Source organism: Stenotrophomonas sp. Steno-Z10-HUANG, from assembly GCF_056393075.1.
The window spans coordinates 476,263-503,167 of the sequence record NZ_JBWJPA010000001.1; the positions used below are offsets into that span (position 1 = coordinate 476,263).

The 26,905-nt window shown below is 67.0% G+C and carries 24 protein-coding genes and 1 pseudogene; 9 read left to right on the forward strand and 16 right to left on the reverse strand.

The window, feature by feature from the left end; genetic code table 11:
• Positions 1–3 precede the first annotated feature (3 nt).
• Genes coaE through AC06E6_RS02120 form a run of 3 tightly spaced genes read right to left on the reverse strand, consistent with a single transcriptional unit; the run spans position 4 to position 2,804 of the window.
• Positions 4–627: a dephospho-CoA kinase gene (gene coaE, locus AC06E6_RS02110; protein WP_240212228.1), complete on the reverse strand. Its 624-nt coding sequence runs from the start codon at positions 625–627 to the stop codon at positions 4–6.
• A gap of 46 nt (positions 628–673) precedes the next feature.
• A complete protein-coding gene (locus AC06E6_RS02115) occupies positions 674–1,537 on the reverse strand; it encodes a prepilin peptidase (RefSeq protein ID WP_104939414.1) in 864 nt (287 codons plus the stop codon).
• Positions 1,538–1,544: 7 nt separating this feature from the next.
• A complete protein-coding gene (locus tag AC06E6_RS02120) occupies positions 1,545–2,804 on the reverse strand; it encodes a type II secretion system F family protein (protein WP_240212227.1) in 1,260 nt (419 codons plus the stop codon).
• Between the two features lie 365 nt (positions 2,805–3,169).
• Here AC06E6_RS02120 and AC06E6_RS02125 point away from each other — a divergent pair, with 365 nt between their 5' ends.
• The 3 genes from AC06E6_RS02125 (at position 3,170) to AC06E6_RS02135 (ending at position 5,903) form a co-directional block, all read left to right on the forward strand.
• On the forward strand, positions 3,170–3,523 hold the full coding sequence (locus AC06E6_RS02125; RefSeq protein ID WP_104939412.1) for a prepilin-type N-terminal cleavage/methylation domain-containing protein: 354 nt from the start codon (positions 3,170–3,172) through the stop codon (positions 3,521–3,523).
• Positions 3,524–3,602: 79 nt separating this feature from the next.
• The gene (locus tag AC06E6_RS02130) at positions 3,603–5,429 is read left to right on the forward strand and encodes a hypothetical protein (protein ID WP_240212226.1); all 1,827 of its coding nucleotides are present in this window, start codon (positions 3,603–3,605) and stop codon (positions 5,427–5,429) included.
• A 111-nt stretch (positions 5,430–5,540) separates the two neighbouring features.
• Positions 5,541–5,903, forward strand: coding sequence for a prepilin-type N-terminal cleavage/methylation domain-containing protein (locus tag AC06E6_RS02135; RefSeq protein ID WP_104940248.1), 363 nt, complete (start codon positions 5,541–5,543; stop codon positions 5,901–5,903).
• Positions 5,904–5,963: 60 nt separating this feature from the next.
• Here AC06E6_RS02135 and AC06E6_RS02140 read toward each other — a convergent pair whose 3' ends face one another.
• From AC06E6_RS02140 to AC06E6_RS02155, 4 genes are all read right to left on the reverse strand, one after another.
• Positions 5,964–7,109 (reverse strand): glycosyltransferase, encoded by a 1,146-nt coding sequence (locus AC06E6_RS02140; RefSeq protein WP_158681882.1) that lies wholly within the window; start codon positions 7,107–7,109, stop codon positions 5,964–5,966.
• A 32-nt stretch (positions 7,110–7,141) separates the two neighbouring features.
• Positions 7,142–7,840, reverse strand: coding sequence for a hypothetical protein (locus tag AC06E6_RS02145; RefSeq protein ID WP_240212225.1), 699 nt, complete (start codon positions 7,838–7,840; stop codon positions 7,142–7,144).
• Between the two features lie 130 nt (positions 7,841–7,970).
• A complete protein-coding gene (locus tag AC06E6_RS02150; protein WP_104939408.1) occupies positions 7,971–8,657 on the reverse strand; it encodes a class I SAM-dependent methyltransferase in 687 nt (228 codons plus the stop codon).
• A 2-nt stretch (positions 8,658–8,659) separates the two neighbouring features.
• Complete coding sequence (locus AC06E6_RS02155) at positions 8,660–9,517, reverse strand: glycosyltransferase family 2 protein (RefSeq protein WP_240212224.1); 858 nt, start codon at positions 9,515–9,517, stop codon at positions 8,660–8,662.
• 138 nt (positions 9,518–9,655) lie between these two features.
• Here AC06E6_RS02155 and galE point away from each other — a divergent pair, with 138 nt between their 5' ends.
• Complete coding sequence (gene galE, locus AC06E6_RS02160) at positions 9,656–10,630, forward strand: UDP-glucose 4-epimerase GalE (protein ID WP_240212223.1); 975 nt, start codon at positions 9,656–9,658, stop codon at positions 10,628–10,630.
• A gap of 21 nt (positions 10,631–10,651) precedes the next feature.
• Here the strand turns inward: galE and AC06E6_RS02165 are convergent, their stop codons facing one another.
• The 3 genes from AC06E6_RS02165 to AC06E6_RS02175 form a co-directional block, all read right to left on the reverse strand.
• Positions 10,652–11,350, reverse strand: a complete 699-nt coding sequence (locus AC06E6_RS02165; RefSeq protein WP_240212222.1) for a hypothetical protein — start codon at positions 11,348–11,350, stop codon at positions 10,652–10,654.
• A gap of 94 nt (positions 11,351–11,444) precedes the next feature.
• Positions 11,445–11,756 (reverse strand): CcdB family protein, encoded by a 312-nt coding sequence (locus AC06E6_RS02170; protein ID WP_240212221.1) that lies wholly within the window; start codon positions 11,754–11,756, stop codon positions 11,445–11,447.
• Positions 11,756–12,007, reverse strand: coding sequence for a type II toxin-antitoxin system CcdA family antitoxin (locus AC06E6_RS02175; RefSeq protein WP_240212220.1), 252 nt, complete (start codon positions 12,005–12,007; stop codon positions 11,756–11,758). Before AC06E6_RS02175 ends, AC06E6_RS02170 begins: the two co-directional genes overlap by 1 nt.
• A gap of 135 nt (positions 12,008–12,142) precedes the next feature.
• On the opposite strand from AC06E6_RS02175, the gene pilB reads away from it, so the two are divergent.
• The 3 genes from pilB to AC06E6_RS02190 all read left to right on the forward strand — a co-directional run bounded on the left by pilB (position 12,143) and on the right by AC06E6_RS02190 (position 18,312).
• On the forward strand, positions 12,143–13,873 hold the full coding sequence (pilB, locus tag AC06E6_RS02180) for a type IV-A pilus assembly ATPase PilB (protein ID WP_104940247.1): 1,731 nt from the start codon (positions 12,143–12,145) through the stop codon (positions 13,871–13,873).
• Positions 13,874–14,151: 278 nt separating this feature from the next.
• The gene (locus AC06E6_RS02185; protein ID WP_240212219.1) at positions 14,152–16,386 is read left to right on the forward strand and encodes a two-component system response regulator; all 2,235 of its coding nucleotides are present in this window, start codon (positions 14,152–14,154) and stop codon (positions 16,384–16,386) included.
• Between the two features lie 3 nt (positions 16,387–16,389).
• Positions 16,390–18,312 carry a sensor histidine kinase gene (locus tag AC06E6_RS02190; protein WP_237723401.1) on the forward strand — a complete coding sequence of 641 codons (1,923 nt, stop codon included), beginning with the start codon at positions 16,390–16,392 and terminating at the stop codon, positions 18,310–18,312.
• A gap of 196 nt (positions 18,313–18,508) precedes the next feature.
• Here the strand turns inward: AC06E6_RS02190 and AC06E6_RS02195 are convergent, their stop codons facing one another.
• The gene (locus AC06E6_RS02195) at positions 18,509–19,876 is read right to left on the reverse strand and encodes a sigma-54-dependent transcriptional regulator (protein WP_240212218.1); all 1,368 of its coding nucleotides are present in this window, start codon (positions 19,874–19,876) and stop codon (positions 18,509–18,511) included.
• 63 nt (positions 19,877–19,939) lie between these two features.
• Positions 19,940–21,553, reverse strand: coding sequence for a sensor histidine kinase (locus AC06E6_RS02200; RefSeq protein ID WP_478060137.1), 1,614 nt, complete (start codon positions 21,551–21,553; stop codon positions 19,940–19,942).
• 259 nt (positions 21,554–21,812) lie between these two features.
• Here AC06E6_RS02200 and sucC point away from each other — a divergent pair, with 259 nt between their 5' ends.
• Both sucC and sucD read left to right on the forward strand, forming a co-directional pair.
• Complete coding sequence (sucC, locus tag AC06E6_RS02205) at positions 21,813–22,985, forward strand: ADP-forming succinate--CoA ligase subunit beta (protein ID WP_104939398.1); 1,173 nt, start codon at positions 21,813–21,815, stop codon at positions 22,983–22,985.
• Positions 22,986–23,166: 181 nt separating this feature from the next.
• A complete protein-coding gene (gene sucD / locus AC06E6_RS02210; RefSeq protein ID WP_054667217.1) occupies positions 23,167–24,042 on the forward strand; it encodes a succinate--CoA ligase subunit alpha in 876 nt (291 codons plus the stop codon).
• Positions 24,043–24,118: 76 nt separating this feature from the next.
• Here sucD and AC06E6_RS02215 read toward each other — a convergent pair whose 3' ends face one another.
• The 4 genes and pseudogenes from AC06E6_RS02215 to AC06E6_RS02230 form a co-directional block, all read right to left on the reverse strand.
• Positions 24,119–24,802 (reverse strand): DUF3108 domain-containing protein, encoded by a 684-nt coding sequence (locus tag AC06E6_RS02215; RefSeq protein ID WP_478060138.1) that lies wholly within the window; start codon positions 24,800–24,802, stop codon positions 24,119–24,121.
• A 2-nt stretch (positions 24,803–24,804) separates the two neighbouring features.
• Positions 24,805–25,512 (reverse strand): annotated as a pseudogene (locus AC06E6_RS02220) (DUF3108 domain-containing protein); the annotation flags it as partial.
• Between the two features lie 125 nt (positions 25,513–25,637).
• Entirely contained in the window at positions 25,638–26,297 is a 660-nt protein-coding gene (gene purN, locus AC06E6_RS02225; RefSeq protein ID WP_104939395.1) for a phosphoribosylglycinamide formyltransferase, read from the reverse strand.
• Positions 26,294–26,902, reverse strand: a complete 609-nt coding sequence (locus AC06E6_RS02230) for a DUF2238 domain-containing protein (RefSeq protein ID WP_240212213.1) — start codon at positions 26,900–26,902, stop codon at positions 26,294–26,296. Before AC06E6_RS02230 ends, purN begins: the two co-directional genes overlap by 4 nt.
• Positions 26,903–26,905: the final 3 nt, after the last annotated feature.

A 26,905-nucleotide genomic window follows, 5' to 3' on the forward strand; every position in this document is an offset into this window, starting at 1 on the left:
GCGTCAGGGCGGCGTATTGCCGGCAGCCAGGCCCCGGTACAGGCGATCCAGTGCTTCCACCTGCGGCTGCAGGTGCTCCGGGTGCCCGTCATTGACGATCACGTCGTCGGCCAGCGCCAGCCGCTGCGCGCGGCTGGCCTGTGCCTGGATCATGCGCGTCGCCAGGGCGGCATCGATGCTGTCGCGCTGGAGCAGGCGGGCGTGGCGCACCGGCTCGGCGGCGTCGACCACCACGATCCGATCCAGCCAGGGATAGGCTGCGCGACCGCCGGCTTCAGCCAACAGCGGCACCGCGGCGATGGCATAGGGGCTGTCCGCGGCTTCGCAGATTTCTCGCACGCGGGCGCGGATGGCCGGGTGGGTGATGGCTTCCAGTGCCCGGCGTTCGGCGTCGTTGCCGAACACATGCTCGCGCAGCCGCGCCCGGTCGAGGGTGCTGTCGGCCAGCAGCATCGCGCTGCCGAAGCGGCGGCTGATCTGTGCCAGGGCGGGGCTGCCCGGCGCCACCACTTCGCGTGCGGCGATGTCCGCGTCGGCCACCGCGATGCCGAGTCCTTCGAAGCGCTTCGTGACCTCGCTCTTGCCCGAGGCGATGCCGCCGGTAAGCCCGACGATGAAGCGGCTCATGGGCCGTGGCCCGTGCCCAGCGGGTGGGCGGGACCGCGGGCCCGGATCACGCCAGGCCGGCCCACTGCCGGTAGGCGGCGATCATCGGATCGCCCCACATGAAGACCAGCCAGCCGGCGATGGCCAGGTAGGGGCCGAACGGAATGGGCGTGGCACGGTCGCGCCCGCGCGCGTACAGCCAGATCGAGCCGACGATGGCGCCCACCAGCGAGGACAGCAGGATGATCGGCAGGATGCCCTTCAATCCGCACCATGCGCCTAGTGCCGCCAGCAGCTTGAAATCGCCGTGGCCCATGCCTTCCTTGCCGGTGATCTGCTTGAACAGCCACCACACGGTCCACAGCGACAGGTAGCCAACCGCGGCACCGATCAACGCCGGTTTGGTGGGCATGTACAGATTGTCCATGCTGCCGATCAGGCCCAGCCACATCAGCGGCAGGGTCAACTGGTCGGGCAGCAGCTGGGTACGCAGGTCGATGCCGGACAACGCGATCAGGAAACAGGTCAGGACGATCGCGCCGAAACCCTGCCAGCCGAAGCCGAACTGCCACACGCTGGCCAGCACCAGCACCGCTGTCAACAACTCCACCAGCGGGTACTGGATGGAGATCGGCGCCTGGCAATGGCGGCAGCGCCCGCGCTGCAGCAGCCAGCTGAACAGCGGGATGTTCTCGTACCAGCTCAGTTTGTGCTTGCAGTGCGGGCAATGCGAAGGCTCCACCACCACGCCCGGCGGCGGCGGCTCGTAGATGTCCGGCTCGCCCAGGATCTCGCGCGCATCGCGCTTCCACTGCCACTCCATGCGCCTAGGCAGGCGCAGGATCACCACGTTAAGGAAGCTGCCGATCAGCAACCCCAGTCCGGCAGCGGCCGGGTAGCCGATGCCGGGATGCTGGTCGAGAAATGCCATGGGTCAATTATCCAACGACGGAAGCGAGCTTGAAGATCGGCAGATACATGCCAATGACCATGCCGCCGACGATCACGCCGATGAACACCATGATCATCGGTTCGATCAGGCTGCTCAAGGCATCCACGGCATTGTTCACTTCCTGCTCGAAGTACTCGGCGACCTTGAACAGCATGGTATCCAGCGCGCCCGCTTCCTCGCCGATGGCGGTCATCTGGATCACCATGTGCGGAAATACATTGACCTGCTTCATTGCCATGTTCACCGGGTAGCCCACCGCCACATCGTCGCGCATGTGCAGGACGGCTTCCTCATAGACCTTGTTACCGGTGGCGCCGGCGACGATGCCCAGCGCCTCGACCAGCGGTACGCCTGCCCGGAAGGTCACGCCGGTCGTGCGGGAGAATCGCGCAATGGCGCTGTTGTGCATGATCTGGCCGATCACCGGTACCTTGAGGATCAGCCGGTCCATGGTGTGCTGCATCCTGGGCGAGCGCTTGAGGGCGAAGACGAAGCCCACGACGGCGCCCACGGTCACGAGCAATATCAGCCACCACCAGCTGACCATGAAGCGGGATGCTGCCACGATCATCTGCGTAAAAATAGGAAGGTCGGCGCCGAAGCTGCTGAATACCTGTTCGAACTGCGGCACGACAAAAACCAGCAGGACCGCGCTGACGATCAGGGCTACGGCAATGGTCATGGCCGGGTAGAACAGGGCCTTCTTGATCTTGCCCTTTAGCGTTTCGATGTTCTCCTGGTAGTTGGCGATGGTCTCCAGCACGGTTTCCAGGACGCCTGCGCCCTCGCCGGCGCGCACCAGGTTGCGGTACAGCTCGTCGAACTGCACGGGATGCTTGCTGATGGCCTCGTACAGCGACGAGCCCCCTTCCAGGTCGGCACGGATCTGCCCCACGAGTTTGGCCATGCGCGGGTTCTTGTGGCCGCTGCTAATGATGTCCAGGGCGGTCACGATGGGCACGCCGGACTTCATCATCGTCGCCATCTGGCGACTGAAGAAGGCGATGTCCTTGGGTTTGATCGCTTTGCCGGATGCGCCGAACAGGGGCTTGGGCTTGGGTTTGACCACGGTCGGGGTGATGCCCTGCTTGCGCAGCTCGGCGCGGAGCATGTTGGCATTGCGGGCATCCTGTTCGCCCTTCATTTTGGCGCCGCGCTTGTCGGTCCCCTCCCAGACAAACGGCTGCATCTGGCTGGTGTTGCGTTCCACCGGCGGCTTGTTCACTGCGCTACGGGTCACGGACATCGTTCTTCTCCCCGTCCGGCCACTCCCCGGGCCGGACAATTCCTGCATGGTAGCGGGTCTGCGTGGGCGTGGCATCTCGCCCGTCGGCAAGCGTGGCCGCCGTCACGCTCCGGCGATACTTGTGGGCGAAGCAACAAGGAGCTGGCGGATTGGTGATGAAGTGTCGAGATGTGACGCGGCGCGTCACCCTGTTGTCTGGATCGCAGAATCATCATCCGGGGCTTTCCTTCTTCATGGATGCTGCCATCATGCGTACCGGGGACATGGCATGTGGCAGGCCATTGGCACGCAACCTGCTTTTCGACCCTTACGGGGGGCGACGGCCCTTCCGGTGCTCACAATCCAAACCTCTAGGGGATGTACAGATGAAGAAGATGCAGCAGGGCTTCACCCTGATCGAACTGATGATCGTGGTCGCGATCATCGCCATTCTGGCCGCCATCGCGCTGCCGCAGTACCGCAACTACACCCAGAAGTCTGCCAACGGCGCCTGCCTGGCGGAAGCGAAGGCTTACATGGGCACCGCTGTGGCCAACCTGGCCAACAGTTCGGCTGCCCCGGCTTTTAACGCCAAGGCATGTGCTGGCGGTACTGTGCCGACCGATGCCGATTACAATGGTGGCAGCAGCATTACCTTTACCAGCCAGACCAAGGGCAACGCGACCCTGAAGAAGGACGTGGAGTGCAATGCCGGTAGCGGTTCCTGCGACTACCAGTAAGCAATACTGGTTTTGCTTGAATTCGAAAAGCGCCGAAAGGCGCTTTTCGTTTGTTCAGATATTGAATCACTGGAACTGCATGCTGCCCATCACCCGTCGCTTCGTTGTTCTTTCGCTTCTGCCGGCGATACTCGCTTGTGGCGTGCTGCTGCCCGGTCTGGGCGGTGGTTTCATCTTCGACGACCTGCCCAACATCGTACGCAATGCAAACCTGCGCTTCACGGGAGGGGGGGTGGAGGATGTGCTGTACGCGGCGTACAGCTACAACGCCGGGCATTCGCGGGCGCTGTCGATGCTGAGCCTGGCGCTGGATCTCTGGCGCGGCGGGCCTGATCCCCAGGTCTTCAAATCCACCAACCTGTTCATCCATGCCCTGACGACGGTGGTGCTGGCGGTATTCCTGCGGCGGCTGTTGACGCTGGCGCAGTGGCCCGCCCGTCGTGCACTGGCTGGGGCCCTGATCATGGCCACCGTGTGGGCCATCCATCCCCTGCAGGTGTCCTCCGTGCTGTATGTGGTACAGCGGATGCAAACCCTGTGCACCTTGTTCGTGCTCGCCGCGCTGTGGGCCTATCTGGCCATGCGCCAGGCACAGATCCAAGGGGAGCGCAGTCGCCACTTCGGTCTGATGGCGCTGTTCTTCGGTGTTCTTGCCTTTGCCAGCAAGGAGGATGCCGTACTGTTGCCCGTCTACACGTTGGCATTGGAGTTGACGGTGCTGCGCATGCGGGCGGCATCGCCCGTGACCGCAAAGGTGTTGCGCGTCGGCTATGCCGGCTTTGCAGTGGTGGGGTTGGTGGCCTACCTGCTGGTCATCGTTCCACATTATTGGCATTGGGATGCCTACCCGGGCCGCGATTTCAGCAGCAGCGAACGCCTGCTCACCCAAGGCCGGGTGCTGGTGATGTATCTGTGCCAGATCGTATTGCCCTTGCCGCAGCTGCTTCCCTTCTACTACGACGACCTGGTCGTTTCGCGCGGCTGGCTGCAACCCGCCACCACATTGCCGGCCTGGCTCCTGTTGCTGGCCCTGTTGGCGTGGGCATGGCGCTGGCGCACCCGCGCCCCGGTGTTCTCCCTGGGCGTGTTGTTGTTCTTTGCCGGCCATTTCCTGACGAGCAATGTCATCAATGTGGAACTGGCGTTCGAGCACCGCAATCATTTCCCGCTGATCGGCGTGGTGCTCGCTGTCGGTGGGCTTTTCGTCATCGCATGCCAGCGTTGGGCGGTCCGCCCAATGATCATCGCCTTCATGCTGGGTCTGCTTCTCACGCTTGAGGCGGCGGCGACGTTGACGCGGGCTCATTCCTGGGGTGAGCCCATGCGGTTCGCACGTACCAGTGTGGCGATCAGCCCGGACTCCGCCCGCGCCTGGCTCGCGCTGTGTGGGGCCTATTTGGAGCGCACCGGCGGCAAGCAACATGCAGCGGGGATGCGGGAAGCAATCCAGGTCTGTGAGCGGGGGGGCGACCGGACCGGGTCGGCGCAGCTGCTCTCGAATGTGGTGATCTTCAAGACCCTGGAGGGAACCGTTGTGCCTGCCGACTGGGCGCGCTTCCTGGAGGCGCTGCGCAAAGGGGCGGCATATTCAAGCAATCAGGGAATTGCCCTTATAACGCTGGACAACCTGGATCGTGGCATCCCTCTTGATGAAGACGGTGTCATCCAGACGTTCGACCTTATCACCGAACATGCCATATTCCCGTCCGAGGCCTACCTGCGCATGGGGGGCTACATCTACAGCAAGAGCGCGCGGCCCGAGCATGCATTGCACTATCTGCGGCTTGCCGTGGAGGAATCCGAGCCGGACGATCCGCGTATCGACCTGATGCTCGCCCAGCTTGAGCAGGCCGGCCGGAAGGAATGGGTCGAGCAGTTGGTCCGCGTTCGAGGGCAGAAAGAGTGATCCGGCCGGTACGTGGCTCCGGCCATGTTGGTACGGAATTTGCTTCATTTTCGGATGGGCGGGATGTTGTATGCGCATCCCATGCAGGGGACATACGAGAGAGACGGATGCATGAACAATCCACAGCGCGGTTTCACCCTGATCGAGCTGATGATCGTGGTCGCGATCATCGCGATTCTTGCCGCCATTGCTCTTCCGCAGTATCGCAACTACACACAGAAGTCTGCGAACACTGCTTGCCTTGCCGAGGCAAAGGCTTACATGACCACAGCCGTGGTGGAGCTGGCCGATTACACGTTGCCTGTGGCCTTCGTGCCCAAGGCGTGTGGCGCGGACACCAGCCTGGGGCTTGGGGTGGGCGATTTCGCCACGCCGCGCTCGGTGACGTTCAGGGCGCGTGCCAAGGGCAACAGCGCCGTGAAGGTCGACACCGAGTGCAATACGGGCAGCGGGCAGTGTGCGCTCAAGCCGTGACGCGTTGGCGCCGTGCCATTGCCTGAGCGCGGGCCAGCGGGGGTACTGGGTTGCGGAGTGTCATCCCCCGCTGGGCTGCCGTTTGCCGCCTCCGGCAAGCAGCCGTTCCCAGCATGCCGCCAATGCGGTGGCTGACAGATAGCGCTCGAAGTAGTCGTGCGACTGGCGTGCCAACTGGGCGCGCTTCTCCGGATCCTGTGCAAGCCGGGTGATCGCTTCGGCCAGCGCCTCCGGCGTCGCGTCGCAGGTGATGGCCGGGATCGGCGGACACCCGTCGGGGGTGCTGTAGGCGCGCTGGGTAATGATCGCCTTGCCCGCGGCCAGTGCCATGTAAAGTTTGAACGGCAATACGCGCGCGGCCTTGCCGTCGCCACCGAAGACGCCGAGACATATATCCGCGCGTGCCAGGTGCGTGGCGATTATGCCGGGGGGCTGCCATCCTCGCAGCCATGTCACAGCCGGGTTGTCCTGCAACCAGCGGGACGCTTCGTCGGCCTGCTGTCCATCGCCGATCAGGGTGAATTCAAGGGAGTCCTGCCTGCGCAGCTTGTCGATGGCTTGTGCGATGACCGTGGTGCCCTGGAGGGGCACGAACGTGCCGATGAAGACCACGTGGGTATTGTTGCCCGTTCCGCGCGCACCGTCACCGGCTGGCAGCAGCGCCGTGTCCAGTGCCAGCGGGAAGGCGTGGATACGTTCGAGCGGAACGCCGAACAGCCTGTGAATGTGCTGCGCATTGGCCTGCGTGTCGACGATGACGTGGGTCGCCGCCCCTAGTGCGCGAATCTCGGCGCGGAGCAGCAAGCGTGAGAGCCGTCCGCCGGCCACGCCCATGCCTCTGTCCTGGAAGAGCGAGTCCCAGAGGGTGATGTACGCATCGCAGACGCATCGCGGTCGCCAGCGGCGTGGCAGCCAGGAAAGCAGCCACAGCAGAAAAGCGCTGGGATAGGGAACATAGACCCAGTCGCCCGCTCTGTGCTGCAAGAGCAGCCGGCAGAGTGATGAGGCTGTGCTCCAAGTAATTCTTGCCAGCCCCGCAACCTTCTGCACATGCGTGCCGCGCGCCAATTTCCAGAGATGGAAGTCCGGCCGCAACCAATACGCGATTTCCTCGACCTGGACACCAAGGTGCGATTCGAGCATACGGATGGTTGCACGTGCATTGGGATATCCAGGGCCGTTAAGCGCAACGCCTGCAACCCACATGATGGAGCTTCTGCTCGAGCGTGACGAGAACGTCATGGTTTACGCCGCGCGGCAAGTCCGGCCACGGTGATCAGCACTTCAATGCCGATCGTGATCAAGCGAACCACCATCATTGCCGTCAGCAGCGATATATGCGTGTTCGCGGCCAGCAGGGAAATCACGGATTCCCGTACGCCGAGCCCGCCTGGCACAAGGAATGCGAGCATGCCCGCGAAAGTGCCGGTGAACAGATAAGCGCACAGCTCCAGTAGTGGTAGCTGCCGGACAACGCATGCGTAGGCGGCCAAGTAAAAGGGCATCGCGGCGGCGTAGAGGATCGCCGCACGTCGTAGGGCCGCGGGTTGCTTCACCCAGGCTGTCAGGCGAGCAACAAGCCAGACGGTGAGGACGGGCAGGAGAATAGTCGCTATTCCCAGTGCGTGATAACGGGACAACAACAAGTGCGCGCTGACGGCGATGGTCAGGCACAAGAGCATGGATAGAGCCTGCTCCAGTATTCCACTGTAGACGGCACTGTTGTGCAGACTGCCGAGCTGGCGCATCTGCAACCCGCGGCCGACGAGCTGCCAGATGCCCCCAGGTACGTACTTGGCCAACAGGCTTCGCCCCCAGATGCGCCGTGTGGTGGCTGGTGGCAAACCGCTGTCCAACGCTTCGCATAGTGCAACAAATCCTTCCCGATTGAGCAGGGTGTGGCACGCCATCAGCAGGGCACAGGCAATCAGTGCCATGGGCTCCAAGGCGATGGGTGCCGCATTCACTTGCGATAGTCCGCTGTTCAAGCTCCGCGCGGTGAAGGCTAGCGTGGCTATGGCGAGGCCATAACCAAGCAAGAGTCTCGCCCATGATCTCGGTCGCAAATCAGTCATCCGTCCTGTGCCAGCGGTGGAGATACTGGAAGGTGAAAAGCCCGCGGAAAGGCCAGAAATCAAGTGCTTTTGCGGGCACCATGGACCATGGGTGCGCCTCGAAAAGGCGTAGATTGCGCCGCTCCTGACGCATGTGCAGGCCCGCGGAGCGGCCGAGTTCGATTATGTTGGGGCGGGCGTAGAAGTGCAGGTGGGTCCGGTCATGAATACCGCGATCACGTTGCGGCCAGTATCCGAAGAAGTACAGGTCCACCAATGTCGAAAGATGGCGTACGTTGGGCAGGCTGGTTATGAGTTGCCCATTCCTTGCCAGCATCCTCGCAAGTTTCTTCAACGTACTTGCAGGATCGACCAAATGCTCAAGGACATCCGCGCAGATGATGAGATCAAAGGGGGGTTCGCTTGCAAGCGTTTCCAAGGTCTGGGGGTCATCCACAGATCCTTGGATGACCCGCGGGAAGTAGGTGCGTGCCAACGATGCCCGATCCGGGTCGGGTTCGATTCCCAAGGCATCGCAATGGGGGAAGCTGTCGCGGAGTTGCCTCCCCAGTAATCCAGCGCCGCAGCCAACGTCCAGTATCCGTGTTGGGGAGCCGGTAACGAGCCTCATTACGTCTGGGCGTCCTCCCGAGTAGCCCTGCATGCGCTCGCGCAAAGTTGCGACCGATAGTACGGACATGATCAGTCGTCACGCCGATAGGTAAGGTTGGTGATCTGCTCGGAGATCAGCCCGATCAGGAAGATGATGACCGCCGCGCTGAACAGCAGCGTGCTCATGTTGGTCAGCCGGTGCATCGTGGCGAAGGTATAGCCGTAATACCCGAGTCCGGTGAGGAAAAAGCAGACGGCGATCGGTGCGAACAGCTTCAGTGGCGAGTACAGCGTGGCGATCTTGAAGATGATCAGCAGGAAGCGGATGCCGTCCTTGATCGGGCGGATATGGCTGCTGGTGCCCACGCGCCGTGCGACCGGAATCGGCACGTAGGCCACCGGGTAGGCGCTGCGGAAAAACGCCATGGTGCTGGTGGTGGGGTAGCTGAAGCCATTGGGCAACAGGTGCAGGAATTCGCGGAAGCGCTCGGCCCTCACGGCCCGGAAGCCGGACGTGAGATCGTCGATGCGATGGCCGGTCATGTGGCTGGCGAGGCGATTGTAGAAGCCGTTGGCCAGGCCGCGGTGCAGGTTGGCCTGGCCGCTGCGGTCGCGAGCCCCGACCACCATGTCGTAGCCCTCGTCCAGCTTGGCCAGCAGGGCGCCGATGTGCTCGGCGCTGTGCTGGCCATCGGCGTCCATGAACACCAGTATCTCGCCACTGGCGGTGCGTGCGCCGCGCTTGATCGCCGCGCCATTGCCCATGGAGTAGGGGTGGCTGACCACCCGGGCGCCGTGGCCGGCCGCAATGGTGGCGGTGGCGTCGGTGGAGCCATCGTCGACCACGATGACCTCCGCCAGCGGCCAGGCCTGGCGCAGTGCCGGCAGGGTGCGCTGCAGCCCCTCGGCCTCGTTCTTCGCCGGCAATATGATGCTCAATCGCTGCACGTTCTTTACCCGTCGTTCTCCCCGGCGGACATGGTAGCGGGAACCTGCCGCCCTGGGATGGAGCGGGTTCTCATTCCTTGTGCTGGGGCCATCGGCATAGAATTGTGTCCTTGCCGTTGCCATCCACCGGGGTGCCCGTTGAAAGCTCTTGTCTGCGGCGGCGCCGGCTATATCGGCAGCCACATGGCACGGTTGCTGGCGGCGCATGGCCACGAGGTGGTGGTGCTGGACGACCTGTCCACCGGGCACGCAGAGGCGGTGCAATGGGGGCGGTTGATCCAGGCCGACGTGCTGCACCCGCCGTCGCTGGAGGCCGCATTCGCCGGGCAGCGGTTCGACGCCGTGTTCCATTTCTGCGCGCGCTCGCTGGTCGCCGAGTCGATGGTCCGGCCCTATGACTACTACGCCAGCAACGTGGTCGGCACCCTCAACCTGCTTGAGACGATGCGCCGGCACGGGGTGCGGCGGCTGGTGTTCTCCTCGAGCGCGTCGGTGTTCGGTCACCCGGTCGCCGGCATGGTCGACGAGGACCATCCCGCCCGGCCGATCAACCCGTACGGGGCGAGCAAGCTGATGGTCGAACGCATCCTGGCCGACGCGGCGACGGCCTACGGGCTGGATTCGGTGGCATTGCGCTACTTCAACGCGGCCGGCGCGACGGCCGATGCGTGCATCGGCGAGTCGCACGCCTGCGAGACCCACCTGATTCCCAACGTGCTGCGTTCGGTGCTCGGGAGCGGGCCGGCGCTGAAGATATTCGGCGGCGACTATCCCACGCCCGATGGCACCTGCATCCGTGATTACGTGCATGTCGAGGATCTGGCGCAGGCGCACCTGCTGGCGCTGGATTACCTGGATGCCCATCCGGGCGCGCATGCGTTCAACCTCGGCAACGGGCGCGGCTTTTCCGTGCGCGAGGTCATCGCCGCAGCGTCGGCGGTCACCGGGCGCGCCGTGCCCTGGGAGATGGCGCCGCGCCGTGCCGGCGATCCGGCGGTGCTGGTCGCTTCAAGCCGGCGGGCGCAGGCGGAACTGGGCTGGTCGCCGGCCTGGACCGACCTGGAGGCCATCATCGACAGTGCCTGGCGCTGGCATCGCACGCAGCCCTGGTGAGCCGGCGTTGCGGCGCGTTGGTCAATAGGTGACCACCCGCACCGGCTGCAGGCTGCCGGCGTCGAGCACCACGCGGCCGGCACCGTGCCGGGCCACGATCGGCAGGCTGCGGAACGGGGTGTCTGCCGGGTTGGCAGCGGGCTGGCCGTCGGCGGTGCTGGGCGTGGCGTTGAAGGCCAGCCGCGGTACGACGTCGGCGTAGGGCACGTACCACGCCGGCTTCCGCTCCCGTTCCCTCCCGGTATCGAGGAAGGCGGCGAGCGCGGAGTCGTGGCCGCTGCGTGACGTTCCCGGTCGCAGGCCCACCAGCCGTGGCGCGCCCCATGCCAGCCGCGACCAGCGGGGATCGCTGGCCCGGCCCAGGTCGGATGCCTCCACCTCATTGGCCAGGACCACGGCCAGGCGCATGTCGCTGGCGACCACGAATGCCGGCCGGGTCTGCCACAGCATGTGCAGCCCGAAGAGCAGGAACGCCAGCTGCAGCAGGCCGATGATGGCCAGATCCAGGCGCAGGCTTGCCTTGCCGGGCTTGAATGCGACCAGGGTCAGCAACGGCCCGGCGGCCATCTGCGCACCCAGCAGCAACCCCAGCAGCGGCAGCACCCCCGAGATGCGGTACAGCCCCCAGGGGTGCCATAGCGGCACGATGATGGCGGCGATCGCGGCGACCAGCACCAGGCTGGCCAGGGCATGCACGGCGGCGGCTTTCCAGCGGGTCATGGAAGAATGGGGGCAGGGGGAAGGCGCCATGTCCAATGGCGGGGGGGTCTGGACGGACGTGTTGGATGGCGTCCGGTGTTGCGGCTTCCCTGCCCTATGCCTGGGAGATCAGCATATCGATCGCGCCGATCAGCGTGTTGGCGTGAGCCGACAACGAGTGCACGGGTTTGCCCAGTTTGCTGGCCGGCACCGACACCATCTCAAGTGGGTGCAATACGCATTGCTTGTGCTCGATCACGAAGATCGGGTTCAAGGTGGCGTGGTGGATGTCCGGGAGCGCTGTACGCAGTACCAGCGGAACCACCATCCTTCGGTGATATCCGCCCAAGGAGGGCGATTGCACATCCACCACGTAGGGAATCGCCGGGTTCCTGCCTGGATTCTCGAAGACGTCGTACTGGGCCATCAGAGCGTGGAGAACTCGTCGGCGATGGAGCCGTGGCGGTTGTTGAAGTCGTTCCAGACATCCGTCGATTTCTTCAGGCGCTCACGGTCGTTGCGCAATTCAAGGGTCTTTCGTTCGACAAAACTTGCCAGCATGGCTTCCACCTCGGCGGACAGGTTCGTGGTCAGGTTGCGGGCCTGGGCGACCAGATCCTGATTCAGGGACAGATTGACCGGGCGTTTGGGGGCAGTGGTGTCGTAGAGGGCAAGCATTGGAATTTTCTCCGGCCTCATGCGCATTATATGCGCATCGGCGTTGTGGGCAACGCATCGCGCCTTACCCAAGGCGTCCGCCATCCCGCTTCCCCCCGTACAATCGCCCAACTGTCGTCCATGCCGGGGAACACCATGAATACAGCCGTCGCCGCCAATCTCGTGGGCATCACCGGGATCGCCCGCCGCCTGGTGCAGGACGGTGCACTGGACGAGACCGCGGCGCGCAACGCGATGGCGCAGGCGGCGGCGGCCAAGGTGCCGCTGGCGCAGTGGCTGGCCGAGAAGAAGCTGGTCAACGCCGCGCAGCTGGCCGCGGCCAATGCGGTCGAGTTCGGCATGCCGCTGCTGGATGCCTCGGTGTTCGACGCCAACCACAACGCGATGAAGCTGGTCAGCGAGGAGCTGCTGCGCAAGCACAACGTGCTGCCGCTGTTCAGGCGTGGCGGCAAGCTGTTCATCGGCACCAGCAACCCGACCCAGTCGCTGGACGAGATCAAGTTCCATACCAACCTGGTGGTCGAACCGATCCTGGTCGATGAGGACCAGATCCGGCGCACGCTCGACCTGTGGGTGGCGAGCAACGAAAGCCTGACCGGCGGGCTGGGCGACGACGAAGAGGGCATGGGCGACCTGGACGTCGCCGCCGGCGACGAGGACATGGGGGGCGGTGGCGATACCGGCATCGACGCCAAGGGCGACGACACCCCGGTGGTCAAGTTCGTCAACAAGGTGCTGGTGGACGCGATCCGCCGTGGCGCCTCGGACATCCACTTCGAGCCGTACGAAGACGACTACCGGGTGCGGTTCCGCATCGACGGCCTGCTCAAGACCGTGGCCCGGGCGCCGGTGAAGCTGCGCGAGCGCATTGCCGCGCGCCTGAAGGTGATGTCGCAGCTGGACATCGCCGAGAAGCGGGTGCCGCAGGACGGCCGCATCAAGCTCAACCTGTCCAAGACCAAGCAGATCGACTTCCGCGTGAGCACGCTGCCGACGCTGTTCGGCGAGAAGATCGTGCTGCGTATCCTCGACGGCAGCGCGGCCAAGCTGGGCATCGACAAACTGGGTTACGAGCCGGTGCAGCAGAAGCTGTTCCTGGACGCCATCCACAAGCCGTACGGCATGGTGCTGGTGACCGGCCCCACCGGTTCGGGCAAAACGGTGTCGCTGTACACCGCGCTGGGCATCCTCAACGACGAGACCCGCAACATCTCCACCGCCGAGGACCCGGTTGAAATCCGCCTGCCGGGCGTGAACCAGGTGCAGCAGAACAACAAGCGCGGCATGACCTTCGCCGCGGCGCTGCGCTCGTTCCTGCGCCAGGATCCGGACGTGATCATGGTCGGCGAAATCCGTGACCTGGAGACCGCGGAGATCGCCATCAAGGCGGCGCAGACCGGCCACATGGTGCTGTCCACCCTGCATACCAACGACGCGCCGCAGACCATCGCGCGCCTGATGAACATGGGCATCGCCCCGTACAACATCACCTCTTCGGTCACCCTGGTCATCGCCCAGCGCCTGGCGCGACGCCTGTGCGCCAACTGCAAGAAGCCGGCGCACCTGCCGGACAATGCGCTGCTGGCCGAGGGGTTCACCCAGGAGCAGATCGACAAGGGCATCCAGCTCTACGAGCCGGTCGGCTGCGATGAGTGCACCGAGGGCTACAAGGGCCGTACCGGTATCTACCAGGTGATGCCGATGACGGACGAGATCGCCACCATCGTGCTGCAGGGTGGCAACGCGCTGGACATCGCCGAGGCCGCGCAGAAGATCGGGGTCAACGACCTGCGCCAGTCGGCCCTGCTCAAGGCCGCGCAGGGGATCACCAGCCTGACCGAGATCAACCGCGTCACCAAGGACTGACCCGCCCCGGGCGCCCCCCTTCCGTCCACGGAAGCCGGCGCCAGTTGCGAGGCCAGGCGGCCGGTCGGGGGGTGTTTCCGGGCTTGGCCCGGGCAGCCCGGGCCGCTGCTGCCGGCCTGTCCCGGGACAGCCACCGGCCACCCCGGTGACGGGTGCCCGGAAGCCCGCCGGGGCGGCCCTCCCGGGGCCCTCGAAGGCAGTTCCACCGCCGGCCATGATTGCGCTACGCTGGCGCGGCACGTGTCGGTCCAGGGCAGCCAGGTCTGGGGGGAAGGGGCATGAGCGGTAGCGCATGGTCGGGCGAAGACAGGATGTTCGAGTTCCGCCAGGAACTGGTCGATGGTGGCCAGCCGCCGGACAGTCCTCCTTTCACCGTGTTGAGCGTCGATGACGATCCCGGTTTCCAGCAGTCGCTGCGCATGGCGCTGTCCGATTTCCGTTTCAACGAAAGCCCGCTGCGGCTGCTGACGGCGTCATCGTCCAGCGAAGCGCGCGACGTGATGGCCGCCAACCCGGGCATCTCCGCGATCCTGCTCGACGTGGTGATGGAGACCGACGACGCCGGCCTGCAGCTGGTGCGCGCGGTACGCGAGCAGCTGGGCAACTCCGAAGTACGCATCGTGCTGATCACTGGGCAGCCGGGCATGGCGCCGCTGCGCAAGACCCTGCAGCAGCTGGACATCAGCGAGTACTGGCTCAAGACCGATCTGTACCGCGAGCGGCTGCAGGGCATCGTCACCGGCTCGCTGCGGACCTGGAGCGAGATCCACGCGCTGGCGCGGGCCAAGCGCGGCCTGAAGCACATCGTGCAGGCCGGCAGCCGCCTGGCCGGGCTGCGCGACCCCGACGATTTTTCGCGCCAGCTGCTGTGCGAACTGGCGGCATTGCTGGAAGTGCCGCTCGATGGCCTGGTGTGCGTGCACGACGGTTCGGCCGACCTGCCGGTGTCCGAGGCGATGGTGACCGCAGCCGATGGCGGCTTCGCGACGCTGCAGGGGTGCCGCGTGCAGGACATCGCCGACCCCATGGTCCGCGACCTGCTGCTGGACGCGTTCACCCGCCGCTGCAGCATCGGCATGCCGTCCAGCCAGGTGCTGTTCCTGGATGGCGGCGGCACGGTGGCGCCGATGGCCATCTACCTGGCGACCGAGCGTTCGCTCGACGCCGAGGAGCACGAACTGCTGCAGGTGTTCGTCACCCATGCCAATGCCGGCCTGGTCAATGTCGACCTGGCGGCGCGGCTGGAGCGCGTCGCCTATCGCGACAGCCTGCTGGACATCCCCAACGGCAATGCCCTGCGCCGTGACCTGCGGCAGGTGCTGGAGCAGCCCGGGCGCTGTGGGCAGAGCCTGCTGGTGGTCGACCTGGGGCAGTACAGCGACGGCAGCCTGGCACTGGGGCCGGAGCAGGGCGACCTGCTGCTGCAGCGCATGGCCGACCGCCTGGCACAGATGTATCCGCCGCCGTGCAGCATCGCGCGGCTGCACGAAGGCACCTTCGCGGTACTGGGCCCGTCCGCGCACCTGGCCTCCGATCCCGTCGATGCGCTGGAACAGAGCGAAGACACCGGTGAGCTGCCGTTCCTGCGGGTCGATGCGGCACGGGTGGATCTGGACCAGTACCGCGGCGGCGCGGGCGGCGCGGTGGCCGCCGGCCTGCTGCTGGTCACCCGGATCCGTGCCAATGGCGGGCACGGCGTGGCCGAATACCAGGTCGAGAGCGAGCAGGAGAACCTGTGCCGCTTCATGGAGTCGCGCGCGCTCTACCGGGCGCTGCGCGAGGACCGCGTCGGCATTGCGCTGCAGGCACAGGTGGATCTCGAGACCGGGGCCATCGTCGGCGCCGAGGCGCTGGCCCGCTGGACCGAGGACGGACGCCCGCAATCGCCGGCCAGCTTCATTCCGGTAGCCGAGGCCAGTGGCCTGATCGTGCCGCTGGGCGGGCGCGTGATCGAACTGGTCTGCGAGGCCCTGCGGGCGATGGAGCAGGCGGGTTTCCCGGACATCCCGCTGTCGGTCAACGTGTCGCCGCTGCAGCTGGGCCGTCGCGAGTTCATCGAGGAACTGGCCGCCATGGTGGCGCGCCACGGGATCGAGCCGCGGCGGATGGAGATCGAGATCACCGAGGGCGCGGTGATGAGCGATTACCAGGATGGTCGCGAGCTGCTGGCGCGCCTGCGCCGGCTCGGCTTCGGCATCGCGGTGGACGATTTCGGGACCGGCTATTCGTCGCTGCGCTACGTGCATTCGCTGCCGGTCACCCGGCTCAAGCTGGACCGGCAGTTCACCGCCGGCGTCGGCGAACAGGGCGAGCAGGGCGAGGGCGCCAACGTGGCGGACATGATCATCACCCTGGGCCACCGGCTGGGCCTGGACATCGTCGCCGAGGGCGTGGAAACCCCCGCCCAGGTCGAATGGCTGCGCCGCCACGGGTGCCCCTGCGCGCAGGGGTTCCTGTTCGCGCATCCCGAACCGGTGGGGGACTTCATCGCGCGCCTGCGCGGCCAGGGCTGAGCCATGCGCCGCCTCTGGCAGTGGCCGCGGCTGCGTTGGCAGGAAGCATGGGCCGCGATGCGCGCGCATCCGTGGCGGGTGACGCTGATCGCCGCCCCCTGGCTGCTGGGCCTGCTGACCGTGGTGCCGATGCTCTGGTACGAAATGGACCGGGCCTTGCGCCTGCCCGAACGCCAGGCCGCGCAGGATGCGCTGGAGAATGCCGCGCAGTCGATGCTGCGCCGGCTGGGCCGGTTGCGCGACGACACGCGCTTCATCGCCTTCCTGACCCCGCGGCTGCTGGAAACCGGGTCGGAGGCGCAGTTGCTGGAAACCTACACCAGCTTCCTGATGGCCGGGCGCGATTACCACAAGGTGCGCTGGATGGACGCGACCGGGCAGGAGCGCCTGCGCGTGGACCAGGAGGGCGGCAGCATCCTGCGCGTGCCGGGCGGCGCGCTGCAGGACAAGCGCGGCCGGCCGTTCTTCGAGAATGCGCTGCTGCTGCAGCCGGGCGAGATCCATCTTTCCCCGCTGGACCTGAATTTCGAGAATGGCCGCATCGAGCAGCCGTTGCGGCCGACGCTGCGCGCCTCCTCGCCGTTCCTGATGGCCGATGGCAGCGTCGGCGTGGCCGTGGTGAACCTGCACGGCAGCGTGCTGCTCAAGCGCCTGCGCGACCGTGCGTCGCAGTCGGGTTTCAGCCTGTACCTGGTCCATCCCGACGGCTATTGGCTGCTGGGCCCCACCCCGGGCGAGGCCTGGGGGTGGCAGCTGGGCCACGCCGAGCACACCGTGGCGACATTCGATCCGGCGCTGTGGGCCGCCATGCAGCGACGGTCCGCCGGCAGCTGGCGCGACTGGAGCTTCACCACCCTGCAGGCGGCCTGGCGTGGTACCGAGGGCGACCTGCTCGCACACGCCGACCCGACGGTGGGGCAGCTGCGCCTGCTGGTGCACCGCTCGCGCCCGCCGACCGCGCGCTGGAAGGCGGTGCTCGGCGGCCTGGCGCTGCTGGGCGGCGTGCTGGTGCTGTGGCTGCTGCTGGCGCAGGCGCGCGGCATGGCGCGCGAACTGGCGTACATGCAGCGTCTGCGCGACAGCAATGCCGCGCTGGAGCTGGCCAACGAACACCTGCAGGCGGCGCAGCAGGAACTGGCGCGTGCCGAGCGCCTGTCGTCGCTGGGGCTGATGGTGGCGGGCGTCGCGCACGAAATGAACACCCCGCTGGCCAGTGCGCAGCTGGCACTGGGCACATTGCGTGGCGGCATCGCCCGCCTGCAGGCGCAGGTCATGGCGGGTCTGCGCCGGTCCGAGCTGGAGAGCTTCCTGGACGAGGCCACGGAGGCCTGTACCCTGGCCGACGGCGAGCTGCGGCGCACGTCGGCGCTGGTGCAGCGGTTCAAGCAGGTGGCAGTGGACCGCGCATCGCTGGAGCGGCGCGATTTCGATCTGGCGGAGGTCCTGCTGGATGCCGACCCGCGGCTGCGCCGCGGCAGCCTGGACGAGGGCATCGCGCTGGAGCTGGACCTGGAGCCGGGCATCACCCTGCACAGTTACCCGGGGCCGCTGGAACAGGTGGTCGCCAACCTGCTCAACAATGCGCTGCTGCACGCCTATCCGCAGGCACGGCAGGGCCGCATCCGGCTGTCCGCGCATCGCGACGGGGACGCGCTGGTGCGGATCGAGATCGCCGATGATGGCCGCGGCATCGCGCCGGAGCACCTGTCGCGCATCTTCGAGCCGTTCTTCACCACCGCGCGGAACCGCGGCGGGACCGGGCTGGGGCTGCACATCGTCCACCAGATCGTGACCGAGGTACTGGGCGGGCGGATCGAGGTCAGCAGCCACCGCGCGGGCGATCCGGGCGGCCTGCCGGCGGGGACCTGCTTCACCCTGATCATCCCGCGCGAAGCCCCCGAGCGCCCGCAGGGCGAGCCGCGCTAGCCGGAAACGCGGCGTACCGGCGCAAGCCCGGCCCGCCAGCCGTAGCCCTGGCATGCGCTTGCGCGCGGTGCGCGCGGGGATCGCCGGCGGACACGAGGGGCGCGCGGGCGCAGCGGAGGGGCGGAGGGCGCCTCGCGGGCGCGGGGGGTGTTCCTGCTGGAAGGGCGCGCCCGTCCGCGCGGCGGCGCGCGCCGGGTCAGTCCATGCCCAGCTTTTTGAGCTTGTAGCGCAGCGCGCGGAAGGTGATGCCCAGCTGCGCCGCGGTACGGGTCCGGTTCCAGCGGTTTTCTTCCAGCGCCTTCTGGATGGCCGCGCGCTCCATCTGTTCGATGTACGAGGGAAGGGCTGCATTGCCGGCATCGACCTCGACCGCGGCGTCTTCGGCCGCGCAGCCGGCATCGCCGCGCGCGGCGGGCAGGCGCAGGTCGCTGGCGCCGATGCTGTCGCCATCGGCCAGGGCAAGCGCGCGCTCCAGCACGTTCTCCAGCTCGCGTACGTTGCCGGGGAAGGCGTAACCGGCCAGCGCGTCCAGCGCCGACGGCGACAACAGCGGCGTGGGCAGCTGCTGCGAGCGCGCCAGCCGGCTGAGGATGGCCGCCGCCAGCTGCGGCAGGTCGCCGCGGCGCTCGCGCAGCGGCGGCACGCGCAGTTCGATCACGTTGATGCGGTAGTACAGGTCGTGGCGGAAACGGCCGTCCTGCACCAGCGCCGCCAGGTCCTTGTGCGTGGCCGACAGGATGCGCACGTCCACCGGTACTTCGGTGGCCGAGCCGACCGGGCGCACTGATTTCTCCTGGATCGCGCGCAGCAGCTTGACCTGCATCTGCAGCGGCAATTCGGCCACTTCGTCCAGGAACAGGGTGCCCCCGTGTGCGGCCTGGAACAGCCCGGGCTTGTCCGCATGCGCGCCGGTGAAGCTGCCCTTCTTGTGGCCGAAGAACTCGCTTTCCATCAGTTCGCCGGGGATGGCGCCGCAGTTGACCGGGATGAACGGCCCGGCCGCGCGCGCGCCCTGGTCGTGGATGGTGCGCGCCACCAGTTCCTTGCCGACGCCGGACTCGCCGACGATGTAGACCGGCGCCTGGCTGCGCGCGACCTTGGCGATGGTGGTGCGCAGGTCGGCCATCGCCTGCGACTCGCCGAGCAGGCGCGAGGCGCTTTCCGGTGGCGGCGACGGCGCTGCCCGCTCGCTGTTGTTGAGTTCCAGCGCGTGCTTGACCATGCCGCGCAGCACGCCGATGTCCACCGGCTTGCTGACGAAGTCGAAGGCGCCGGCCTTCAGCGCCTCCACCGCCAGGTCCATGCTGCCGAACGCGGTGATCATCGCCACCGGGGTGCGCGGGTGGTCGCGCGCGATCTCGGTGACCAGCTCGATGCCGTTGCCGTCGGGCAGGCGCATGTCGGTCAGGCACAGGTCGAAGCTGTTGCTGGCGAGCAGTTCGCGGGCTTCGGCCAGGTTGGCGGCGGTGCTGATGCGCAGCCCCATCCTGCCGAGGGTGAGGACCAGGAGTTCGCGGATGTCCCGTTCGTCGTCGACGACCAGCGCGCTATGCGTCACGTTCATGTTGAAAACGATAGCCGAGAGCGGCACTGGACGTCATCTTCCTGTCTCCGCGGCGGCGCTGGATCAGGCGGCGAAAGCGCCGTGCGGTGCGGGCATGACGATGCGGAAGCAGGCGCCGCGGGTCGGGATCGGGATGTATTCCAGCCGCGCCTGGCTGGCCCGGCACAGCTCCTGCGCGATGTACAGGCCCAGTCCGGTGCCGTGCTCGGAGGTGGTGTAGAACGGCCGGAACAGCTGTGCGGCGACCGCCTCGGGGATGCCGGGGCCGCGGTCGATCACGTCGATCACCGCGTGCCGGCCAGCGGACGCGACGCGGATCCGCACCTGTGCCGGCTCGTCGCCGGCGCGCCCGTACTTGAGCGCGTTGTGCACGAGTGCGGTCAGGATCTGGTGCAGGTGGCGCGGGTCCATCAGTGCCGGCACCGAGGACTCGCGGATGATGGATTCGACGTTGTCGGTCTCGGTGGACAGGGTCTGCCGGTACTCCAGCACGAAGCGCCGCACGAAGCTGGCCAGGTCCAGGTTCTCCGGGCTGGCGCGCTCGCGGCGGGCCAGTGCCAGCACGCTCTCGACGATGCCGTTGGTGCGCTGGCACTGCTGGTGGATGATCTGCAGCAGGCGCCGGTCCGCTTCGCCCAGGTCGCTGGATTCCTCCAGCAGCTGCGTGGCGTAGTTGATCGCCGCCAGCGGGTTGCGGATCTCGTGCGCCAGGCTGGCCGAGAAGCGGCCCAGGGTGGACAGGGTGAGCGACTCGGCGCGGCGCGAGACCACGCTGGTGTCGTCCAGGAACAGCAGGGTCTGGTCGCTGTCGGCCAGCAGGCGCGCGAAGCGCGGCTGCACCTCGGCCTGGCCGCCGGCCAGTTGCAGCGGCTGCTCCTCGCCGGTCGAGCCGTTGCGCCAGCGCTGCAGGCGCCGCGCCAGCTCCGGCGCCACCTGGCCCAGCCGCGCCTCGCCGCCGGCCAGGCCATCGCCGGCCTCGCCAAGCAGCGCGGTAGCGGCCTCGTTGGCCAGGGCGATGCGGCCGCCGCCGTCCACCACCAGCACGCCGGTGCGCATGCGGCGGATGATCAGCTCGTTGATCTCGAACAGGTTGGCCACTTCGGCGCCACGCTGCTCGGCCAACTGCTGGTTGCGCCGGGCGCGGTTGCCGATCTGGTAGCTGATCCAGGCCAGGGCCAGGTAGCTGGTGACGAACATCGCCAGCTCGGCCACCGTGCGGGTGCTGTCGCCGCCTTCCAGTTCGCGCCAGCCGAACTCGGCCACGGTGGCGATGCTGGCCACCATGGCCAGCAGCATGCCGCCGGACAGCGGCAGCATCATCGCCGCGGCGGAAATGTTGAACAGCAGGGTCATGGAGATGCCGGCGCTGGCGCCGGGCAGGGCGTGGATGAGCAGGGTGGCGGCGAGGATGTCGCTCACCGCGCCCCAGAACACCAGCGGCCGCAGCCAGCGCTCGTTGCGGCCCCACGCCAGCAGGCCCAGCGCGACCGGCAGGTAGCCGATGCTCACCGCGCGTGCCAGCGCCGGGTGGTGCGCCTCGCTCATCAGCGCGCTCAGCGGGCTGAACACCAGCGCCGCGATCAGGCTGGCGATCAGCACCCGGTACAGCGCGAAGAAATACAGCTCGCGCCGCGGTATCGATTCGATGCGGTCGATGAGCGAGGACGGGGAGGTCAAGCGCGGGGCTCCGGCGGCGGGCGGCAGCACGGAGTATAGGTGGGGGCCGGGATCGCGGTGACGGCCACCGCGACAATCCAGCGGCAGCCGGCAAGTGACTGAAATCCCGCCCGATTCCGCTCCCCGGGCGGCGCCGGGGATGGCGTTCTTTGCGCCACGGGCCGTGGTCGGCGACAATGGTGGGCCCGCCCGCCCTGCAGGAAGGCCATCCCTTGGCCCTGTGGACTCGTGGCGGTTGTTCCCATTCCCACGGTGACACATGAATTTCCACGAATACCAGGCAAAACAACTGCTTGCCGAGTACGGCATCCCCGTCCCGGCCGGCAAGGTCGCGGCTACCCCGGACGAGGCGGTCGCCGTCGCCCAGTCGCTGGGCCAGGGCCCCTGGATGGTCAAGGCGCAGATCCACGCGGGCGGCCGCGGCAAGGCCGGCGGCGTCAAGTTCTGCAAGACCGTCGAAGACGTGAAGGCGGCCGCGGCCAAGATGCTTGGCACCAAGATGGCGACCTACCAGACCGCCGGCGTCGAGCTGCCGATCAACCTGGTGCTGGTCACCACCGCCGGTGAGATCGTCAAGGAGTTGTACCTGTCGGTGCTGGTCGACCGTGGCACCCGTACCATCAGCTTCATCGCCTCTTCGGAAGGCGGCATGGAGATCGAGCAGGTCGCCGCCGAGACCCCGGACAAGATCCACACTCTGAACGTGGACTTCGTCGAGGGCGTGCAGGGTTACCACGGCCGCGACATCGGCTTCAAGATGGGCCTGACCGCCAAGCAGGCCGGCCAGTTCGCCAACATCATGGTGAATCTGTACCGCATCTTCAACGAGAAGGACCTGGCGCTGGTCGAGATCAACCCGCTGGCGATCCTGGACGACGGCAACCTGTACGCGCTGGACGGCAAGTTCAACAGCGACGACAACGCCAACTTCCGCCACAAGGAACTGGTCGCCATGCGCGACAAGTCCCAGGAAGACGAAACCGAAGTCACCGCTTCGGAGCTGGACATCAACTACGTCACCATGGACGGCAACATCGGCTGCATGGTCAACGGCGCCGGCCTGGCCATGGCCACCATGGACGTCATCAAGCTCAACGGCGGCGAGCCGGCGAACTTCCTGGACGTGGGCGGCGGCGCCAACAAGCAGCGCGTGATCGAGGCGTTCAAGCTGATCCTGTCCTCGGACAAGGTCGAAGGCATCTTCGTCAACATCTTCGGCGGCATCGTCCGCTGCGACATGATTGCCGAAGGAATCATCGCCGCCGTGAAGGAAGTGGGCGTCAAGGTTCCGGTCGTGGTGCGCCTGGAAGGCACCAACGTGGAAGAAGGCAAGCAGCTGCTGCGCGACAGCGGCATGGCGATCATCCCGGCCGACAACATCAACGACGGCGCCAAGAAGGTCGTTGAAGCGGTCAAGAACGCCGCCGCCTGATCATTCCCTGTTTCGGGGCACCGGGCTGCGTTCCTCCAGCCCCCTTGAGTCAAGGGGGCGGTATTGCCGCGAAGCGGTGATGCGGGGGATGGGGTGGCATGCCTGAGTGATGTTCCGCATGGCGGAACATCACGTGGTTCCGAAGCCGACAAACAGCAAGAGATTCAGAGGACTCAAACGAATGTCCGTTTTGATTAACAAGAACACCAAGGTGATCGTGCAGGGCTTCACCGGCCAGCAGGGCACCTTCCACGCCACCCAGATGATCGAGTACGGCACCCAGGTCGTCGGCGGCGTCACCCCGGGCAAGGGCGGCACCACCCACATCGACCTGCCGGTGTTCAACACCGTGGCCGATGCCGTGGCCAGCACCGGCGCCGACGCGTCGGTCATCTACGTGCCGCCACCGTTCGCCGCCGATGCGATCCTGGAAGCCGCTGCCGCGGGCATCAAGGTCATCGTCTGCATCACCGAGGGCATCCCGGTGCTGGACATGCTGCGGGTCAAGAACGTGCTGACCCGCACCTACCCGGAGACCGTGCTGATCGGGCCGAACTGCCCCGGCGTGATCACCCCGGGCGAGTGCAAGATCGGCATCATGCCGGGCCACATCCACAAGCCGGGCAAGATCGGCATCGTGTCGCGTTCGGGCACCCTGACCTATGAAGCGGTCAAGCAGACCACCGAAGTCGGCCTGGGCCAGTCCACCTGCATCGGCATCGGTGGCGACCCGATCAACGGCCTGAACTTCGTCGACTGCCTGAAGCTGTTCAACGAAGACCCGCAGACCGAAGGCATCATCATGGTCGGCGAAATCGGCGGCGACGCCGAGGAAGCCGGTGCCGAGTACATCAAGGCACACGTGAAGAAGCCGGTCGTCGGTTTCATCGCCGGCGCCTCGGCCCCGGCCGGCAAGCGCATGGGCCACGCCGGTGCGATCGCCTCGGGCGGCAAGGGCACCGCCGAAGGCAAGTTCGCGGCGATGGAAGCCGCTGGCGTCGTCACCGTGCGTTCGCCGGGCGACCTGGGCGCCGCCATCGCCAAGCTGGTCAAGTAAGACCGGCCGCGATGCGCAACGAAAAGGCCGCCTCCGGGCGGCCTTTTCGCATTCCAGAGGGCCGCGCCGGCGGCGTTCAGCGCAGCGACTTGATCGTCAGGTCCAGGGCGTCGCGGCCGCCCTCGCGCTGCAGCAGGCGCACCGGGACCGGCATACCGGGGGCGACCCAGGCGATCTGTTCCTTGTTGCCGTCCACGCGCGAAACCTTGGTGGCTTCCACGGTCTTGCCATCGACGGTCATGTTTTCCTTGCCGACGACGCGGTAGGACAGGGTCTTGACCCGGCCGTCGTCCACCATGCGGTAGTTGAGCGGCTTGCCGGCGGCGACATCGCGGGCGATGGCGAGGTTGATCAGCAGCCCGTCCATGTCGCCGTTCTGCAGCGTCACCGGCCCGCGCCGCTCCGGCTTGACGTCGCCGCTCCAGGTGGCCTGGCTGCTGCCCCAGTCGTAGCGTGCCTCGACCGCGCGGCGCTTGAACGGAATCACCGAGGCGTCATGGCTGCTCAGCGGTCGCAGGCGGCCGTTCTGCTCGTCGAACAGCGTGCTCTGGCTCAACTCGGCCAGCTGGTTCTTGACCTGCAGCGTGTAGCGCCACTTGCCGCCGTTCTCCGCGGCCAGGGTCATCACCCCGTTGGCCTGCAGGCCCATGTAGCTGGCCTGGTAGTCGGCGGTGAACGGCTGCATGGCCAGCGCGGGCGTGCTGGCCAGCGCGGCGAGGGCGGCGGCGGCCAGCGGGAGATGGCGCAGAGAAGGCTTCATGCTCAGGCTCCTTGGTATTCGGTCAGGCGCAGGTCGATGGCGTCCTCGCCATCCTCGCGCTGCAGGATGCGTACGGGCGTGGGCACGCCATTGGCGATCCACAGGATGGTTTCATCGTTGCCGCCGTTGGTGCGGTAGACCCGCAGCGCGTCGTAGCTGAGGTCGCCGACCTGCACGGTCTCGGTGCTGGTGGCCGCCTGGTATTCGTACTGGCGGACCCGGCCCACGTCGACGTAGCGGTAACGCAGCGGCTGGCCGGGGCGGGCGTCGCGCATCAGCGACAGATTGAGCAGCAGGGCGCTCTGGTCGCCCGGCTGCAGCGGAATCGGGCGCTGGCGCTCCTTCTTGAGGTCGCCGTGCCACTGCGCGGTGCCGTCGCGCCAGTCGTAGGTGCCGGTGACCCTCTTGCCCAGGAACAGCGCCTTCTTCACCGTGCTCTGGCTGAGCGGCACGTACACCGTGCCCTGGTTGTCGAACACCGTGCTCTGCTCCAGGTTCAGGCCCAGCACCCCGGCGAACCCGCGGCGCCCACGCACGGCCATGTCCACGCGCCAGCGGGCACCGTCGTCATGGACCACGCGCATGGTCGCATCGCCGGCTTCCTTGCCCTTGTAGAAGGCCTGGTAGGTGGCGACGAACGGTTCCAGCGCCGGCGGGTCCCACTCGGCCGGCGGCAGCGCCGCGGCCGTCGCGGGGGCGGTTTCCTGGGCCACGACCGGCAGGGTCGTCAGCAGGCTGGCCAGCACTACCGGTTTGAGGAAGGCGAGGGTCATGCTCGGATCTGGGCGGGAGGGATGGTCATCATGCCAGCCGGCGCATCAGCGGCATGTGCGGATCAGCGCCGGAGGGTGCCGTCGGAATCTAGGCGCAGGGGATTAAACAGGGACTGACCATCGAACAGGACCGTGCCATCCTGTTCAGCTACGCGCCCATCGACCAGCAGGCGTACCGTTGCCAGCAGCAGCGGGTGCTCGACCGCCAGCACCCGCGCGGCCAGCGCATCGGCGTCGTCGCCGGCCAGCACCGGCACCCGTGCCTGTGCGATCACCGCGCCGGCATCCAGTTCCGGCACCACGAAATGGACGCTGGCGCCATGCTCGGCGTCACCGGCCTCGAGCGCCCGGGCGTGGGTGTGCAGGCCCTTGTGCCGGGGCAGCAGCGACGGATGGATGTTGACCAAGCGGCCGCCGAAGCGCTGCACGAAGCCGGCGCCGAGGATGCGCATGTAGCCGGCGCAGACGATCCAGTCCGGGGTGCTGGCGGCCACGGCGTCGCCGAGCGCGGCGTCGAAGGCATCGCGGCCGGCGAACTCCCGCGGCGAACGTGCCCAGCGCAGCGCCGGGGCGACCTTGTCCAGTGCCGCGGCGCCGGGCTTGTCGGAGAACACGCCGGCGATGCGCGCGTGCAGCTGCCCGCTACCGATGCCGTCCAGCAGGCACTGCAGGTTGCTGCCGCGGCCGGAGGCGAGCACGGCGATGCGTGCGGGGGCGCTCATCGGGCCACCCGTCGCGCCAGCGGCCAGGCCAGCAGGCTGCCGACGGTGGCCAGCAGCATGTCGGCATGCGCATCCCAGACGTCACCCTGCTGGCCGTTGTAGGCTTCGGCGGCTTCCGGCGACAGCGCCAGCGCGATGCCCCATTCCAGCCATTCGTACACCAGGCTGGAACACATGACCGCCATCACCGCCAGCACGAACGCCTGGCCACCGCGCAGCGCCGGCCACGCGTGCCGGGCCAGCTGCGCCAGCGCCGGGGTGAAGCAGGCGCCATACAGCAAGTGGATCAGCCGGTCGAAATGGTTGCGCTGCCAGCCGAAGGCCGCGCCGGGCGACCAGCCGGCCAGCGCCTGCAGCCATGCCTCGTACGGCACGTTGGAATACAGCCAGCGCGCACCGATGCAATGCAGCGCGACGAACCCGCAGATGGCGGCGAAGGCGCCGCCATCCAGCGGCCAGCGCCGGTCCACCCACCACAGCGCCGCCAGCCCGACCACGGTCAGGGAGCTGTGCAGGGCCTGCTCCAGTGGCCACAGTGGCTTGATCCACGTGAGCAGGAACACGGCGAGCACGCCGGCGAACGCGGCCTTCTTGGCAGGGCTCATGCG

Bases quoted from the DNA above. Each gene is read 5' to 3' on its own strand.
- coaE (WP_240212228.1), bottom strand. From the start codon at position 627: ATGAGCCGCTTCATCGTCGGGCTTACCGGCGGCATCGCCTCGGGCAAG.
- AC06E6_RS02115 (WP_104939414.1), bottom strand. From the start codon at position 1,537: ATGGCATTTCTCGACCAGCATCCCGGCATCGGCTACCCGGCCGCTGCC.
- AC06E6_RS02120 (WP_240212227.1), bottom strand. From the start codon at position 2,804: ATGTCCGTGACCCGTAGCGCAGTGAACAAGCCGCCGGTGGAACGCAAC.
- AC06E6_RS02125 (WP_104939412.1), top strand. From the start codon at position 3,170: ATGAAGAAGATGCAGCAGGGCTTCACCCTGATCGAACTGATGATCGTG.
- AC06E6_RS02130 (WP_240212226.1), top strand. From the start codon at position 3,603: ATGCTGCCCATCACCCGTCGCTTCGTTGTTCTTTCGCTTCTGCCGGCG.
- AC06E6_RS02135 (WP_104940248.1), top strand. From the start codon at position 5,541: ATGAACAATCCACAGCGCGGTTTCACCCTGATCGAGCTGATGATCGTG.
- AC06E6_RS02140 (WP_158681882.1), bottom strand. From the start codon at position 7,109: ATGTGGGTTGCAGGCGTTGCGCTTAACGGCCCTGGATATCCCAATGCA.
- AC06E6_RS02145 (WP_240212225.1), bottom strand. From the start codon at position 7,840: ATGGCACTGATTGCCTGTGCCCTGCTGATGGCGTGCCACACCCTGCTC.
- AC06E6_RS02150 (WP_104939408.1), bottom strand. From the start codon at position 8,657: ATGTCCGTACTATCGGTCGCAACTTTGCGCGAGCGCATGCAGGGCTAC.
- AC06E6_RS02165 (WP_240212222.1), bottom strand. From the start codon at position 11,350: ATGACCCGCTGGAAAGCCGCCGCCGTGCATGCCCTGGCCAGCCTGGTG.
- AC06E6_RS02170 (WP_240212221.1), bottom strand. From the start codon at position 11,756: ATGGCCCAGTACGACGTCTTCGAGAATCCAGGCAGGAACCCGGCGATT.
- AC06E6_RS02175 (WP_240212220.1), bottom strand. From the start codon at position 12,007: ATGCTTGCCCTCTACGACACCACTGCCCCCAAACGCCCGGTCAATCTG.
- pilB (WP_104940247.1), top strand. From the start codon at position 12,143: ATGAATACAGCCGTCGCCGCCAATCTCGTGGGCATCACCGGGATCGCC.
- AC06E6_RS02185 (WP_240212219.1), top strand. From the start codon at position 14,152: ATGAGCGGTAGCGCATGGTCGGGCGAAGACAGGATGTTCGAGTTCCGC.
- AC06E6_RS02190 (WP_237723401.1), top strand. From the start codon at position 16,390: ATGCGCCGCCTCTGGCAGTGGCCGCGGCTGCGTTGGCAGGAAGCATGG.
- AC06E6_RS02195 (WP_240212218.1), bottom strand. From the start codon at position 19,876: ATGAACGTGACGCATAGCGCGCTGGTCGTCGACGACGAACGGGACATC.
- sucC (WP_104939398.1), top strand. From the start codon at position 21,813: ATGAATTTCCACGAATACCAGGCAAAACAACTGCTTGCCGAGTACGGC.
- sucD (WP_054667217.1), top strand. From the start codon at position 23,167: ATGTCCGTTTTGATTAACAAGAACACCAAGGTGATCGTGCAGGGCTTC.
- AC06E6_RS02215 (WP_478060138.1), bottom strand. From the start codon at position 24,802: ATGAAGCCTTCTCTGCGCCATCTCCCGCTGGCCGCCGCCGCCCTCGCC.
- purN (WP_104939395.1), bottom strand. From the start codon at position 26,297: ATGAGCGCCCCCGCACGCATCGCCGTGCTCGCCTCCGGCCGCGGCAGC.
- AC06E6_RS02230 (WP_240212213.1), bottom strand. From the start codon at position 26,902: ATGAGCCCTGCCAAGAAGGCCGCGTTCGCCGGCGTGCTCGCCGTGTTC.